12 protein-coding genes are annotated in these 14,388 nt (G+C 58.4%); 8 read left to right on the forward strand and 4 right to left on the reverse strand.

Annotated elements, in window-relative coordinates:
• Positions 1-221: 221 nt before the first annotated feature.
• Genes xylB through GOW31_RS12505 form a run of 3 tightly spaced genes read left to right on the forward strand, consistent with a single transcriptional unit; the run spans position 222 to position 3,921 of the window.
• Positions 222-1,679 carry a xylulokinase gene (gene xylB, locus GOW31_RS12495; RefSeq protein ID WP_171170486.1) on the forward strand — a complete coding sequence of 486 codons (1,458 nt, stop codon included), beginning with the start codon at positions 222-224 and terminating at the stop codon, positions 1,677-1,679.
• On the forward strand, positions 1,679-2,626 hold the full coding sequence (locus GOW31_RS12500; protein WP_171170488.1) for an aldose epimerase family protein: 948 nt from the start codon (positions 1,679-1,681) through the stop codon (positions 2,624-2,626). The genes xylB and GOW31_RS12500 overlap by 1 nt, the downstream gene beginning before the upstream one ends.
• Positions 2,623-3,921 carry a cytochrome-c peroxidase gene (locus tag GOW31_RS12505; RefSeq protein WP_254441712.1) on the forward strand — a complete coding sequence of 433 codons (1,299 nt, stop codon included), beginning with the start codon at positions 2,623-2,625 and terminating at the stop codon, positions 3,919-3,921. The genes GOW31_RS12500 and GOW31_RS12505 overlap by 4 nt, the downstream gene beginning before the upstream one ends.
• On the opposite strand, the gene GOW31_RS12510 is transcribed toward GOW31_RS12505, so the two are convergent.
• Together GOW31_RS12510 and GOW31_RS12515 are read right to left on the reverse strand one after the other, a co-directional pair.
• Complete coding sequence (locus tag GOW31_RS12510) at positions 3,922-5,421, reverse strand: CRTAC1 family protein (protein WP_254441713.1); 1,500 nt, start codon at positions 5,419-5,421, stop codon at positions 3,922-3,924.
• Position 5,422: 1 nt separating this feature from the next.
• On the reverse strand, positions 5,423-6,640 hold the full coding sequence (locus GOW31_RS12515; protein ID WP_171170492.1) for an ROK family transcriptional regulator: 1,218 nt from the start codon (positions 6,638-6,640) through the stop codon (positions 5,423-5,425).
• A 153-nt stretch (positions 6,641-6,793) separates the two neighbouring features.
• On the opposite strand from GOW31_RS12515, the gene xylF reads away from it, so the two are divergent.
• The 5 genes from xylF to GOW31_RS12540 all read left to right on the forward strand — a co-directional run bounded on the left by xylF (position 6,794) and on the right by GOW31_RS12540 (position 12,856).
• Positions 6,794-7,813 carry a D-xylose ABC transporter substrate-binding protein gene (gene xylF / locus GOW31_RS12520; RefSeq protein WP_152457515.1) on the forward strand — a complete coding sequence of 340 codons (1,020 nt, stop codon included), beginning with the start codon at positions 6,794-6,796 and terminating at the stop codon, positions 7,811-7,813.
• 75 nt (positions 7,814-7,888) lie between these two features.
• Entirely contained in the window at positions 7,889-9,187 is a 1,299-nt protein-coding gene (locus GOW31_RS12525; protein WP_171170494.1) for a sugar ABC transporter permease, read from the forward strand.
• The gene (locus GOW31_RS12530) at positions 9,187-9,984 is read left to right on the forward strand and encodes an ATP-binding cassette domain-containing protein (RefSeq protein ID WP_171119504.1); all 798 of its coding nucleotides are present in this window, start codon (positions 9,187-9,189) and stop codon (positions 9,982-9,984) included. Before GOW31_RS12525 ends, GOW31_RS12530 begins: the two co-directional genes overlap by 1 nt.
• 10 nt (positions 9,985-9,994) lie before the next feature.
• Positions 9,995-11,302: a xylose isomerase gene (xylA, locus tag GOW31_RS12535; RefSeq protein ID WP_171170496.1), complete on the forward strand. Its 1,308-nt coding sequence runs from the start codon at positions 9,995-9,997 to the stop codon at positions 11,300-11,302.
• A gap of 198 nt (positions 11,303-11,500) precedes the next feature.
• Positions 11,501-12,856 (forward strand): MATE family efflux transporter, encoded by a 1,356-nt coding sequence (locus GOW31_RS12540; RefSeq protein WP_152459840.1) that lies wholly within the window; start codon positions 11,501-11,503, stop codon positions 12,854-12,856.
• A 10-nt stretch (positions 12,857-12,866) separates the two neighbouring features.
• Here the strand turns inward: GOW31_RS12540 and GOW31_RS12545 are convergent, their stop codons facing one another.
• Both GOW31_RS12545 and GOW31_RS12550 read right to left on the reverse strand, forming a co-directional pair.
• Positions 12,867-13,964, reverse strand: coding sequence for a M56 family metallopeptidase (locus GOW31_RS12545; protein ID WP_171170498.1), 1,098 nt, complete (start codon positions 13,962-13,964; stop codon positions 12,867-12,869).
• The gene (locus GOW31_RS12550) at positions 13,951-14,346 is read right to left on the reverse strand and encodes a BlaI/MecI/CopY family transcriptional regulator (protein WP_170346648.1); all 396 of its coding nucleotides are present in this window, start codon (positions 14,344-14,346) and stop codon (positions 13,951-13,953) included. The genes GOW31_RS12545 and GOW31_RS12550 overlap by 14 nt, the downstream gene beginning before the upstream one ends.
• Positions 14,347-14,388: the final 42 nt, after the last annotated feature.

Raw genomic sequence — 14,388 nt, forward strand, 5'->3', positions numbered from 1 at the left:
CAGGCAATTCGAAAAATTTTCCGGTCCAGCTGAGTTCAGTTAAACCATGATCGGATTTGCCGATGATCTCGCGCATTCTGTGAGGCGGTGCGCAAAAATACCGGCCATCTCTTGTTTGGAATTGTTGTGTTAGCGCAAACTGTACTGGTAAGGTCTGACATCGGCTTGGGGTGCGCTTTGTTGCGCCCGCGATCCGTGCGGCATACGAAGGGGGAAATCGCGTGTATCTCGGTCTGGATTTGGGGACGTCAGGTCTTCGGGGAATTGTGGTCAGCGAAGAGGGCAAAGTCGTCGCCGAAGCCGAAGCAGGTGTCGTGACATCCACGCCGCGCCCCGGTTGGTCAGAACAAGATCCGTCCGATTGGGTGGAAGCCTGCCAGAACGTCGTTGCCCAATTGCGCGCGTTGAACGGTGCTGCATTTTCTGCGGTGCGCGGCGTTGGTCTAAGCGGCCACATGCACGGTGCCACGTTGCTGGATCGGGATGGCAATGTGCTGCGGCCCTGTATCCTTTGGAACGACACGAGATCAGCGCAGGAAGCTGCGGAGCTGGATGGTCTGCCGTCGATGCGCGCGATCACCGGGAACATCGTTTTTCCGGGCTTCACCGCACCCAAGCTGGAATGGGTGCGCGGGCATGAGCCTGACATGTTTGCGAAGACATCCAAGGTGTTGCTTCCGAAAGATTATCTGCGTTTCTGGCTCACCGGTTCCTATGTCAGCGACATGTCCGACAGCGCCGGTACGGCGTGGCTGGACGTTGGAAAACGTGAATGGTCAGACACCGCGCTGGATCTAAGCCACATGCGCTGGGACCAAATGCCAGAGCTGGTAGAAGGCAGTGCGGCAGGCGGAGAACTGCGGTCAGAGATCCTTAGGCAATGGGGCCTGACCGGGCCCGTCGTGGTTGCCGGTGGGGCCGGTGACAATGCGGCGGCGGCCTGCGGTATCGGAAGTATTGGCGAGGGCAGCGGATTTCTTTCCTTGGGCACTTCGGGTGTGCTGCTGGTCGCAAAGGAAAGCTATGCGCCCGCGCCGGAAACAGCTGTTCATTGTTTTTGTCATGCGGTTCCGGATCGCTGGATTCAAATGGGTGTGATCCTGTCGGCCACCAACAGTCTCAACTGGCTGTCGCGTCACCTCGGTCAACCCGTCGGTGCGCTGGCGTCGACCCTGCCGGAATCGGTGAAGGGGCCGTCAAAGATCACCTTCCTTCCGTACCTGTCCGGTGAACGGACGCCTCATAACGACAGCGCCATACGCGGGGCATTCCTGGGGCTGGATATCGCATCGGAACCCGCTGATCTGACGCAATCCGTGACAGAAGGGGTTTCCTTTGCCATGCGCGATTGTTTGGAGGCGCTCAAAAGCACGGGCACCAATCCCGAAAGTCTGCTGGTCGTCGGTGGCGGGGCGCGGTCGCGGTTTTGGCTGGAAACGCTGGCCACGGTTCTGAACACGCCGCTTGCTGTGCCCGATGGAAGTGGGTTCGGCGCAGCCATAGGCGCAGCGCGTCTTGCTGCATGTGCGGTGGACGGCACCGACCCCAGGGATGTCATGCTGGCCCCGGAAGTCGCTGAGCGTGTTGAACCACGTGTCGAGCTGTCCGGCGCATATGAGTCGGAATATCAGCGGTATCGCGAATACTATGCTGCTTTGTCCCCTTTGGCCGCGCGCTGATGGCTGATCCCAAACCCAGGCCTGTCGAGCAGGTCCTTCTGGAAGACGGCAACATGTCCGTTTCCCTGTTGAACTATGGCGCGATCACGCGAGGCTGGTGGCTTGGCGAAACACCTTTGATATTGGGCTACGAAAACCCGCAGGATTACCTGTCGGACCCGTTCTACCTTGGCGCGATGGTCGGGCGAGTGGCCAACCGCATCGGCGGGGCACAGTTTGCATTGCAGGGGCGCGTTCATCACCTGACATCAAACGAAGGGCCGACCACGCTGCATGGTGGTCCGAGCGGGCTGTCGCGCAAATGCTGGGATATCGTGAAAACTCATGCAAATCAGGTGGTTCTGTCCTTGACTTCACCTCACGGTGAAGGCGGTTTTCCCGGTGAAGTCAAATTCGAGGTGCATGTCGAACTGGCCTGTCCGCGTCTGATCTATACAATCAGCGCGCGCCCGGATCGCCCAACGCCGATCAGCATCACGCAGCACAATTATTACACTCTGGGCTGTCCTGAGGATATCCTGGACTGCCGGCTCAGGCTGAGGTCGAGCCGGGTGCTGGAGCTGGACGCGCGTTCCGTTCCTTCTGGAGACATCTCCGCTGCCGGCGAAAGTGTGCCAGATTTCGCGTTGTCCCTCACCGTCGGGCCAGAGGGGCGCGAGCTGGACCATTATTTTGTGTTTGATGACGGTGGAACCCATGATCATCCGGTCGCAGAGGTCACGGCACCTTCGGGATTGAAGATGAACCTGTATTCAGATCAACCCGGTGCACAGGTCTATGCCGGAGCACATCTGTCAGGCCGATTTAGCCCGTGTGCGGGGCTGTGCATTGAACCGTCAGGATATCCGAACGCCGTGAATGTCCCCGCGTTCCCGACCGTCATCCATACGCCGGACAACCCGTATCAACAAACTCTGACACTTGAGATTTCCGAGGAACGATCATGAGACTTCAGATTGCAGCACATGCCGTAGGCATCTGGATGTCGCTTTCAGTTGCTCAGGCGCAAGACCTTGGTCCGAAACCTGAATTCATCGAACCTGACTTTTCAAACGCAGAGTTGGGGCAACTGCTGTTCTACGATCCGATCCTGTCGGGCAACAAGAACATCAGCTGCGCAACCTGTCATCATCCGAAGCTGGGAACGTCCGACGGGCTTTCACTGGGTATCGGCGAAGGTGGGGCTGGGCTGGGTGGTCAGCGCAAGGTCACACAAGACAACAGACCCGAACAGCGCATTCCCAGGAACTCGCCCGCGATGTGGAACCTCGGAGCGCTGGAATTCACGACGTTTTTCCATGACGGTCGTCTCGAGGCGGATCCGTCACAGCCCAATGGCATCAGAACCCCGTTGGGGACGCATATGAGGCCGGGGTTCAAATCGGCTTTGGCGGCGCAGGCGATGTTTCCGGTGCTGTCACCTGACGAAATGGCGGGGCACTATTCCGAAAACGAGGTTAGCAAGGCCGTACGTCTCGGCCTGCTGACCCAAGAGGGTGGCGCCTGGGATCTGATCGCCGCGCGTGTGGCGGCGATACCAGAGTATCAAAGGCGATTTGATGACATTGCGCCCGGAGAAGACATCTCCTTTACCGCAATCGCCAATGTCATTGCCGATTTCATCGCGTTTGAATGGCGGGCTGACAACAGCCTGTTTGATCGTGCGATGCGAGGCGAAGACACGCTGCCCGAACAAGCGCAGCTGGGGATGGCGCTGTTCTACGGAAAGGCTGGATGCAGCGCCTGCCATTCCGGCTGGTTCCAGACCGATCACGGGTTCCATTCCATCGCCATGCCTCAGATAGGCCCCGGAAAATCAGCCCGTTTCGAAAATCATGTGCGGGATGACGGGCGACTGCGCGTCACGGGCGACAAGGATGATGCGTTCGCATTCCGCACGCCTTCGCTGCGCAACGTGACCCTAACGGCGCCATATGGCCACAGCGGTGCCTACGCACGGCTTGAGGATATCGTGCGCCATCATCTGGACCCGGTTTCCGCGTTGCGGAACTACGCCATCGAAATGGCTGACCGGCCAGAGTTTTTCGGGGCAGAGGATCAAAAGGCTTTGCTTGATCCCCGGCATGTCGAAGCCATAGCTGCGTCAAACGATCTGGCGCCCATCGACCTGAGTGATGACGAGGTCGATGCCATCCTGAGTTTTCTGGGCACGCTGGAAGATCCGGCTGTGCGGCTGGGTGTTCCCCAAACGGTTCCCAGCGGATTGCCCGTCGATCAGTGATCAACGGCCGAGGCGGATCACCTGATTGGCATCTACCTTCTGCCAATCTCCATGTTCACCATCAGGCCAGATCACCCGTACTTCTGCGGTTTCGAGGTCTCCTAAACCAAAGTGGTGGAACCCGGCAATTCCGCTGGCGTGCCCCCCGCCAATGGTCACTTCACGGGTTTGAATGCCCTCGGGCGTCCTGACCTCGATAAAACTGCCGACTGCCTGTCTGTTGGGGTGGCTCTGGCCGAGATCAATCATGAGCCAGTTGCCGGTCGTCGGTTCATTCTGAAAAACCTCTAGGTCCGAGCCACGATTGACCACCACCAAATCCAGCCACCCATCCCCGTCGAAATCCGCCAGGGCCCCGCCGCGGGACTTTGCCATGGACGCGACACCAGCCTCTGATGCTGTTTCGACAAACTGACCGGTGAAGGTCTGCATCAACAGATTGTTGGGGTCGTTCTGCGCCGCGTCGGGCATCTGCTCGACATTGCCTTTGGCGACGAAAATGTCGTCCAGCCCATCATTGTTGACGTCCCCGAACTGTGCATGCCAGCCGGTCGAGGGGCGGCCGTCTCCTCCTGCATGTGGCCTGTGTGCCGTTGTTCCACGGTCGTAAGTCGCATCCCGCCATGTCGGCCCATCTGATGCAGGGTCAAAAACCTGGTATTTCTGGTCCCCCATGGACGTCAGATAAACATCGGAAAACCCGTCACCGGTCAGATCCCGCGAGGCGATCCCCATGCCCCAGATCGAATAGGGTAGCCATCCATCGGCCTCGCTGTACAGGCGCGGGGTGTCTTCCATGGCCCACAATTGCTCTTGCCCGCCACGCACATAGTAGTGGCGGTCATTGCTGACACGCAGATCCGCGCGACCCGTGCGCGCCCAGTCGGAAAACAGGATCGACAGGGAACAGTGACCGGGTTCCAAACGGACAGGATCGCCGTACTTTTCGCCTTGGGGTCGGTACAGAAGCGTCGGCCCGCAAGCCTCAAAAGGTCCATCCGGATTGCTTCGGTCGACATAGGTTCCAAAGGCCAGCGTTGGCAGGGTTTGCCCACGTTCCCAAGTGGCGGAAAAGCCGGTGGTCCAATGGTCCTGAGATTGAAAACTCAGTGCCGTGAACGGCTCGAACGCGCAGTTCGGTTTGCCGCGCAGCAACAGGTCTTTGCCTACGCGCAAAACCGCAAGATCCAGGAACCCGTCGCCATCAATGTCCACCGGGTATGCGCCGGTCACACCGGTCAAGGATAGATGGCCGGGCGTATCCTGAAGAAAACGGACCTCTGTGTCGGATGTGTTGATGAACAATTGCGCTGGGTTTGATCCGCCTGCCACGAACATTTCAGGGCGGTCGTCATCGTTGCAGTCGAAGACCGCGACACCCCCGCCGACGAAATGTTCCCAGCCGCCATCGTAAACATGGCCGGGGGTTTCCACCTTTTGAAAGCGGGGTGGAACGGTGTCCGCAGCGGCAGCGGAACCTGCCGCAAGCAAGATTGCCATCTTAATTCGCATGAGCCGCCAGTTCCCTGACCTTCAGGATAGAGACTTGTTCAATTCCATAAGCCGCTGCCCCTTTTGCCCACATTGAATCGCCCCAGTGGTTGACCTTGATTTCCGGTAACGGCGCGTCGACGCTGACGACGCCGTTTTGGACACGTGCCATCACCTCGTCTGAATGCAGATAATCAAATCGGCCTCTGGCGCCGGACAGGATAATGCACTCGGGGTCGAACAGATTGATCAGGTTCGAAACTCCCATCCCGAACATTTGGCCCGCGCGGGCCAGAACGGAAATGGATCGGGCGTCGCCGGCTTTTGCTGCTGCAAGTATATCGACAAGAGTGCGGGGATCCGTTGCTTCACTGGCGATCGTGGCTTCGCGGATCAGGGCGTATTCCCCCACATAGGCCTCCAGGCATCCGCGCTGGCCGCACTGACACAAGGCACCGTCCAACTGAACTTTGAGGTGCCCGAATTCTGCGCCGCATCCGCGTTCACCGCGATAAAGCTTGCCATCAAGGACGATGCCCAGGCCGATGCCATGTTCGATCGTAACAACCAAAAAGTTCTTCAGCCCCTTTCCCAACCCAAAAAGCTGTTCCGCCTTTGCGACCAGATTGGCGTCGTTTTCGATGAAGGCGGGGCAGGGGAGCACCTTGGACAACAGCGGGCTCAAATCCACATTTCGTTCCGTCAGCGAAGATGACCAATGCACAAAGTTCTGATTTGCATCGATAAGGCCAGCGATGCCGATGCAGACACCTGACAAATCGGCAAGGGATCGGTTTGCCGAGGCGCAGGCCTGATCAAGCACGCCGCGGATATTCTTGGCAAACGCATCCGGGGCCATGCGGGCTTGGTCCAGCGGATGCGTGTACGAAGTGATTTCGGTTCCTTCAAAATCCACGAGAATGACTGAAACCTGCTGGCGGGCGACTTTCACGCCCGCGATCAGATGTGACGCGCCATTTAGTTTCAGCTGTACCCGCGGTCTGCCGCGGCGCGCTGATTTGGAAGGTGTTTCGCTTTCTATTTCCGCAATCAGACCGGCAGACAGCAGATCGGCAGTGGCGGACGTGATGGTCGCTGGGCTGGTCTCCAACGCGGTGGCGATGTCGATTCGCGAAATGGTTCCTGTGGCCCGGATTTTTTCCAGAACGCGCAGGCGAGTGACGTTCCTTTGGTCCGTGGCATTTGAAGAAGCTTTGCTTTTCAGCATCTTGCCCTCGCGAATCTGATCCCTGTTTCAACCTAGGTGGTTTTTTCAGTTACCGATAGCATAAATATTTTACCGACTGAAATAAATATGCTACTCAGAATTATCGGGGCCACGAATCATGAAACGATGGCTCAATGAAACCGGGAGGAAATCATGAAACGAATTCTCAGCGCCTCTGTCGTGGCGGTCCTGATGGGGACAGCTGCATTCGCAGAGCCCACGGTCGGCGTAAGCTGGTCGAATTTCCAGGAAGAGCGTTGGAAGACCGACGAAGCGGCGATCAAGGCTGCACTGGAAGCGGGCGGTGCGGAATACATCTCGTCGGATGCCCAATCTTCTTCTGCCAAGCAATTGTCGGATATTGAAAGTCTGATCGCCCAGGGCGTTGATGCGCTGATCATCCTGGCGCAGGATTCCCAGGCCATCGGCCCGGCAGTGCAGGCGGCGGCTGACGAAGGCATTCCGGTCATCGCGTATGACCGTCTGATCGAAGATGACCGTGCCTTCTATCTGACATTCGATAACGTTGAAGTCGGCCGCATGCAGGCCCGCGCGGTGTTCGAGGCGATGCCGAAAGGCAACTATGTGATGATCAAGGGCTCGCCCACGGATCCGAACGCGGATTTCCTGCGCGGCGGTCAGCAAGAGATCATCCAGGCCGCCGTTGACAGCGGCGATATCGTCATCGTGGGTGAAGCTTATACCGACGGTTGGTTGCCTGCGAACGCACAGCGCAACATGGAACAGATCCTTACCGCGAATGAAAACAACGTCGATGCCGTCGTGGCCTCGAATGACGGTACTGCCGGCGGCGTTGTTGCAGCACTGACCGCGCAGGGCATGGAAGGCATTCCGGTCTCGGGTCAGGATGGCGATCACGCGGCGCTGAACCGGGTTGCCAAGGGTACGCAGACCGTTTCTGTCTGGAAAGATGCGCGTGAGCTGGGCAAAGCTGCCGGGGAAATTGCAGTTGCGTTGAGCAACGGAACAAGCCCCGAGGACATTGAAGGTGCCATCAAATGGACTTCGCCCGGCGGAACCGAGATGAATTCGGTCTTCCTTGCGCCTGTACCGATCACCAAAGACAACCTGTCCGTCGTGGTCGATGCTGGCTGGATTCCGTTGGAAGACCTGTGTCAGGGCGTCGAAAACGGCCCTGCACCCTGTAACTAAACCAAGTTCCAAACCATAATATCTCTGGCCCGCAAGGGCGGGCCAGAGATCATAGCTGAACATGAAAGATCGGATATGACCGAAACTTCGTCTCAGCCGGTACCCCAAAAAGCAAAGGCCAACCTGTTTCAGCAACTGGAACTGGATATGCGGCTATTGGGCATGATCGGCGCCTTCATCATCCTGTGCATTGGCTTCAACATCGTGACGGATGGCCGCTTTCTGACGCCCAGAAACCTGTTCAACCTGTCGATCCAGACCGTCTCGGTTGCGATCATGGCCTGCGGCATGGTGTTCATTATCGTCATGCGACACATTGACCTGTCGGTTGGGGCGCTGCTGGCGACCACATCTGCCGTGATGGCGATGACCCAGACCGAGCTGTTGCCCAACGTATTGGGAATGGGTTTGAACCACCCGGCGACCTGGGCGATCACGTTGGTGGTTGGCCTTGTGGTCGGCACATTGATCGGCGCGTTCCACGGTTGGATGGTGGGGTACCTGACCATCCCAGCCTTTATCGTGACGCTTGGTGGTTTTCTGGTCTGGCGCAACGTCGCCTGGTACATGACTGACGGCCAGACAATCGGCCCGCTGGACAGCACGTTTCTGATGTTTGGCGGCACCAACGGAACCTTGGGAACAACCGTCAGCCTCCTGTTCGGCCTTGCCGCCACGGCTGTTGCGATCTGGGCGTTGTGGAGCGGTCGCCGGTCCAAAGCGGCTCATGGGTTCCCTGTCAAGCCAGTCTGGGCCGAAGCGACACTTGCCGGGATCGTTGGCATTGCCATCATGGGCTATGTCTTTATCGTCAACAGCTATGCCATCCCGACACGTCGGCTTGAACGCATGTTCGAAGCGCGGGGCGAGACCATGCCGGAAGGGCTGGTTGTGGGATACGGCATCCCGATTTCGGTCCTGATCCTGATCATTGTGGCGGTGACGCTGACCGTCGTGGCCCGCAAAACCCGCTTTGGACGCTATATCTTTGCAACTGGCGGCAACCCGGATGCAGCCGAATTGTCTGGCATCAACACCCGTTTGATGACCGTCAAGATCTTTGCCCTGATGGGGTTTCTCTGTGCACTGTCGGCGGTTGTGGCCTCGGCCCGTCTGGCCAACCACTCGAACGATATCGGAACGCTGGATGAACTGCGCGTGATTGCCGCCGCCGTGATCGGTGGAACGGCGCTGTCCGGCGGCATCGGAACGATCTACGGCGCAATCCTCGGCGCGCTGATCATGCAGGCGCTGCAATCGGGCATGGCCATGGTCGGCGTTGACGCGCCGTTTCAGAACATCGTCGTCGGCACCGTCCTGGTTCTGGCCGTCTATATCGACATCGTCTATCGCAAACGTCTGGGGGCGAAATGATGCAAGCACAAGAAACACAAAACCGGGCTTCGGGTCGCGGATCGGGCCAGCCTCCGCTGGTGGAAATGCGCGATATCTCGATTTCTTTCGGGGGTATCAAGGCGGTAGACCATGTGTCGGTCGATCTCTACCCGGGCGAGGTCGTGGGCCTTCTGGGCCACAACGGGGCCGGCAAATCCACCCTGATCAAGGTTCTTTCGGGCGCCTATCAGATGGACCATGGCGAAATCCTGATCGACGGCAAGAAGGTCGAGATCAACAACCCCCGCGACGCGCGCGCCAACAATATCGAGACGATCTATCAGACGCTGGCGCTGGCGGACAACCTGGATGCAAGTTCGAACCTGTTTCTGGGCCGCGAAATGGTCACGCCCTTTGGTCTGGTCAACGACGCCGCGATGGAGGCGGAATGCCGCAAGATCATGGCGCAGCTGAACCCGAACTTTCAGAAGTTCAATGATCCGGTCTCGGCCCTGTCGGGCGGTCAGCGTCAATCGGTGGCCATTGCACGGGCGGTGTATTTCAACGCGCGTATCCTGATCATGGACGAGCCCACGGCCGCACTTGGCCCGCACGAAACACAGATGGTGGCGGACCTGATCCAACAGCTCAAGGCGCAGGGGATCGGGATTTTCCTGATCGACCATGATGTACACGCGGTGATGGAGCTGTGTGACCGGGCCTCGGTCATGAAGAACGGGCAATTGGTTGGAACAGTCGATATCGCAGACGTCACCGATGACGATCTGTTGTCGATGATCATTCTGGGCAAAAAGCCCGGCGAAAAGACGGAATGAGGTAAGCGAAATGACGAGCGGTTTTTTTCAGGGAATTGAAGAAGTCCAATTTGAAGGCGAGGACAGCAAGAACCCGCTCGCATTCCGTCACTACAACCCGGACGAGATCATCTTGGGCAAGCGCATGGAGGATCACCTGCGTTTTGCCGTGGCGTGGTGGCATTCCTTCGCGTGGGAGGGCGGAGATCCGTTTGGCGGCCCCACTTTCGAGCGCCCCTGGCATCCACAGGATGACATGGGCCGCGCCAAGATGAAGGCCGATATCGCGTTCGAGATGTTCCAGATTCTGGGACAGCCCTATTTCTGCTGGCATGATGCCGATATCCGACCTGAACAGGGGAACTTCGCCGACAATCTGCGCACGTTGAACGAGATCACCGACTATATCGGTGAAAAGATGCAGGCATCCGGCACCAAGCTGTTGTGGGGTACAGCCAACATGTTCAGCCATCGCCGCTGGATGGGCGGTGCCAGCACCAATCCCGATCCCGACGTCTTTGCCTTTGCTGCCGCCACGGTGAAATCCTGCATGGATGCCACCCACAAGCTGGGCGGAGAAAACTATGTGCTGTGGGGTGGGCGCGAAGGGTACGAGACGCTGCTCAACACCGACATGAAAACCGAGCTGGATCATATGGGCCGGTTCCTGAACATGGTGGTCGAGTACAAGCACAAGATCGGGTTCAAAGGTGCGATCCTCGTCGAACCCAAACCGCAGGAGCCATCAAAGCACCAATATGATTTCGATGCCGCGACCTGCATTGGTTTCCTGCGCAAATATGGGCTTGAGAATGAGGTCAAACTGAACCTCGAACAGGGGCACGCGATCCTGGCGGGGCACAGTTTTGAACATGAGATTGCCGTAGCCGCGGCCGAGGGGATGCTGGGCTCCATCGACATGAACCGAAACGATTATCAATCGGGTTGGGATACGGATCAGTTCCCCAACAACACCCCCGAGGTTGCGCTGGCCTACTACCACATCCTGAAGGCGGGTGGGTTTACCACTGGCGGCACCAATTTCGACGCCAAGCTGCGCAGGCAGTCGATCGATGCCGAAGATCTGATCGCCGCGCATGTGGGCGGTATGGATATCTGTGCCCGGGGCCTGAAAGCAGCGGCAGCGATGATCGAAGATGGCGGATTGGAACAGGCGCTGGCTGATCGGTACGCGGGCTGGAATACGCCCGAGGCGCAGGCAATGCTGACCTCTGGTCTTGATGAGATTGCAGCGCGGGTGCTGGCCGAGGGTCTCAATCCAGATCCGCGCTCGGGGCGTCAGGAAATCCTCGAGAACTACGTGAACCGTTTTGTCTGATCCCTGTGGGTTCAGCCGATCCGTAAAATAACCTGTGTACAATGCCCCGGAAACGCGTGAGTTTGCTTCAGCGTTGGCCGGGGCTTTCCCTTGCTGGGCGCAACGGCATCAAAGGCCCGTCGGGGTCGAACAGGTGGGGCGAACAGGGTTTTGGCGGATCAATCGGCAGGCAAAGCGGTGTTTCTGAGCGGCAGTCTGATGCTGCATGTGACACGCATGTCATTGACCACCAGCATTGGCCTGATGGCCATTTTTGCCGTCGACTTTGTCGATATGATCTTCATCTCGATGTTGGGCAACGATGCGCTTGCGGCGGCGGTGGGCTATGCCGGTACGCTGCTGTTTTTCACCAACGCGATTAATATCGGATTGTCGATTTCCGCCGGGGCGCTGGTTGCTCGCGAACTCGGGGCCGGGCGGGCTGAACAGGCAAGACACTACGCGTCCAGCGTGGCCGTTATTGGGCTGATTGCCGGGCTGACGACCTCGGGACTGGTCTTGTTTAACCTCAGCTACCTGCTGTCCTTGCTTGGTGCGGAAGGAGAGGTTCTGAGGCTGGCGACGCGTTATGTGTCGATCATCCTTCCGACCATGTTCGTGATGTCCATTGCGATGACGGCGATGGCCGTGCTGCGCGCTCATGGCGATGCGCGGAGGTCAATGATGGCCACGATCTACGGCGGAGTGGTGAATGCAGTTCTGGACCCGATACTGATCTTTGCGGTCGGGCTGGGGCTGGATGGCGCCGCTATCGCCTCGGTCCTGGCGCGGCTGTGCATGCTGGGGGCGGCGTTGTGGCCAGCGCATCGGGTGCATCGGGGATTTGCGCGCCCTTCACTGAAGCAGGTTGCAAAGGATTTGCGCCCCGTGCGGGCGATTGCAATTCCAGCGGTTCTGACAAATGTCGCCACGCCGATCGGCAATGCAATCGTTGTGCGGGAAATCGCGCAATATGGAACGGACGCGGTTGCGGGCATGGCGGTGATCGGGCGCCTTTTGCCGGTGGCGTTTTCGGTTATCTTCGCTCTGTCCGGCGCGATAGGGCCAATCATCGGACAGAATTTTGGTGCCGAAAAGTTCGATCGCGTGCGTGCTGCCTTTCTGGCAGGGATCAAGTTCACCGCCATTTATGTCGTTTGCATGTCGGCCATTTTGTTTTTGCTGCGCGCACCGATTGCGGATCTGTTTGCTGCCGAGGGCGAAACCCGCAGTCTGATCTATCTGTTCTGCGGCCCGTTGGCTTTGGCTTCGTTCTTCAATGGCGTGATCTTCGTGACAAATGCCAGCTTCAACAATCTGGGGCATCCGGTCTATTCCACATGGATAAACTGGGGTCGTCACACTATCGGCACTTGGGTTTTCGCGACGATTGGTTCACAGATCGCCGGCGCATCCGGCGTTCTGCTGGGGCAGGCGTTTGGAGGCGTCATCTTTGCAGTCATAGGCTGGGTTATGGTCGCGCGCGTCGTGGCGCGGTTGGAGCGCTCACAAGCGCTGGAGCCCTTTTCAGATCAAGGTCGGCTCCATTCACTGTTCGGGCGTCGCGGCTGGTGATCAGGTCGGATCAGTTCCCCTGATTGCGTGCTTCCAGCCGTTCCAGATTGACCACGGTTGACAGCATCAGGCGGTCATGGCTCCAGTCCTGCGTTTGCTGGATCGACGCAGACCCCAATGCAAGAAGGGTGGCGAAGGTCAGCGCCATCCCAAGGAACAGAGCGGGCAGGGTGGGCACCGCCGGCTGTGCATCGGTCAATGCAAGCACGCGCTGACGCAGCACGCGCTTGGCCTTGCCGCCCGTCACAAACGCAACATTCAGAACGCGAGGATTGTTCGCCGAGATCGTACGCGCGCAATAATCCAGCAGGCAGGAAGTGTATTCGCGCGCATCGATCCGTTTGCGGGCCACCACGGACTGGTCACATGCCAGTTCACGCAAGCGGCCGAACTGATATTTGAGCATCAGATAGGCTGGGTTCCAGAACAACAGCGGGCGCAGCATTTCAAAGCCCAGTTCCCATTCCACGTCACCGGCCCGAACATGCTGAAGCTCGTGCGCCAACGCAAAGCGCAGTTCGTGCGGGGTATCCAGCAGGTGGCTTGGCAGAACGACATGGCGACGGCGCAATCCGCGCACGGCGAACGGAACGGTGATGCGATCCGAAAGACGGATGTCAACCTTGGCCGACTGCCGCCAAAGAAAGCTGGATTTGACTGTCTGACGGATCATCGCCGCGTCCCGCAGAGCGCGGGCCGCAAACACGGCGGCGACCAAAACAAGCAGCGTCACAAGGGCAGTGATCACCGGCTGTTGCCCCGACAACGCAAGATCCACCCACCGTTCACGGGTGTTCAGCAAGGCCTCGAACTGGGTGGCGGGCATGGCGATATCGCCGCGCAGATAGGCGGCAACGGCGATGTCGCCAAGCGCCATGGCGCTGCCCGGCCATGCGTAAGAGGCGAATGATGACACGCCGAACGCAAGAAACGGGCTGATCAGTACGCACACGCACAGCGCCTTGATCGCACGCAACTGCGCGACATAGCTGTGGCGCAGGGCTGTTCGGGTCAGGGCTGCGCGGGCCGCCAGCCAGATGACGGCTGACAAGGCCAGCACGATGTTGAGTTCGATAAACGTGTCGAGAACCGGTCTAACCGCTGTCATTTTGCAGTCTCCTTTCTACCAGTGCTCGAATTTCCTCCAGGTCGGCTTCGCTCAGCCCCGCATCATCGACAAGCCGGGCCACCAGTGTGGCGGGTGTGTCGTCAAACAGAGTGCGGGACAGGTTTTGCAGAGAGCGGGCCTGATATCTGTCCTTTTCCAGAAGCGGCGTATAGATCAGGGTCTTTCCTGTCTTGCGGCTTTCCACAAAACCTTTCTCGTCTAGGATACGCAGGATCGTGGCACCGGATGTATAGGCCAGATTGCGTTCCGAAGGCAGGCGGTCCAGGACATCTCGCACCGAGCCTTGCCCGAGGGCCCAGAGCTCGTTCATGAACTCCAGTTCAACCTCGGTCAGCAGATTTGTTGTCTTTTTCTTTCGCATCGATCTCGGTGTTGTCATGTTTAGTATGCCTGCCAGACAAGC

The organism is Ruegeria sp. HKCCA0370 (assembly GCF_013033705.1).
Lineage (GTDB): Bacteria > Pseudomonadota > Alphaproteobacteria > Rhodobacterales > Rhodobacteraceae > Ruegeria.

Coding starts and splice junctions, on each gene's coding strand:
- GOW31_RS12530 (WP_171119504.1), top strand. CDS start 9,187: ATGCAAGCACAAGAAACACAAAACCGGGCTTCGGGTCGCGGATCGGGC.
- GOW31_RS12550 (WP_170346648.1), bottom strand. CDS start 14,346: ATGCGAAAGAAAAAGACAACAAATCTGCTGACCGAGGTTGAACTGGAG.
- GOW31_RS12515 (WP_171170492.1), bottom strand. CDS start 6,640: ATGCTGAAAAGCAAAGCTTCTTCAAATGCCACGGACCAAAGGAACGTC.
- GOW31_RS12510 (WP_254441713.1), bottom strand. CDS start 5,421: ATGGCAATCTTGCTTGCGGCAGGTTCCGCTGCCGCTGCGGACACCGTT.
- GOW31_RS12545 (WP_171170498.1), bottom strand. CDS start 13,964: ATGACAGCGGTTAGACCGGTTCTCGACACGTTTATCGAACTCAACATC.
- xylA (WP_171170496.1), top strand. CDS start 9,995: ATGACGAGCGGTTTTTTTCAGGGAATTGAAGAAGTCCAATTTGAAGGC.
- GOW31_RS12505 (WP_254441712.1), top strand. CDS start 2,623: ATGAGACTTCAGATTGCAGCACATGCCGTAGGCATCTGGATGTCGCTT.
- GOW31_RS12500 (WP_171170488.1), top strand. CDS start 1,679: ATGGCTGATCCCAAACCCAGGCCTGTCGAGCAGGTCCTTCTGGAAGAC.
- GOW31_RS12540 (WP_152459840.1), top strand. CDS start 11,501: ATGCTGCATGTGACACGCATGTCATTGACCACCAGCATTGGCCTGATG.
- xylF (WP_152457515.1), top strand. CDS start 6,794: ATGAAACGAATTCTCAGCGCCTCTGTCGTGGCGGTCCTGATGGGGACA.
- GOW31_RS12525 (WP_171170494.1), top strand. CDS start 7,889: ATGACCGAAACTTCGTCTCAGCCGGTACCCCAAAAAGCAAAGGCCAAC.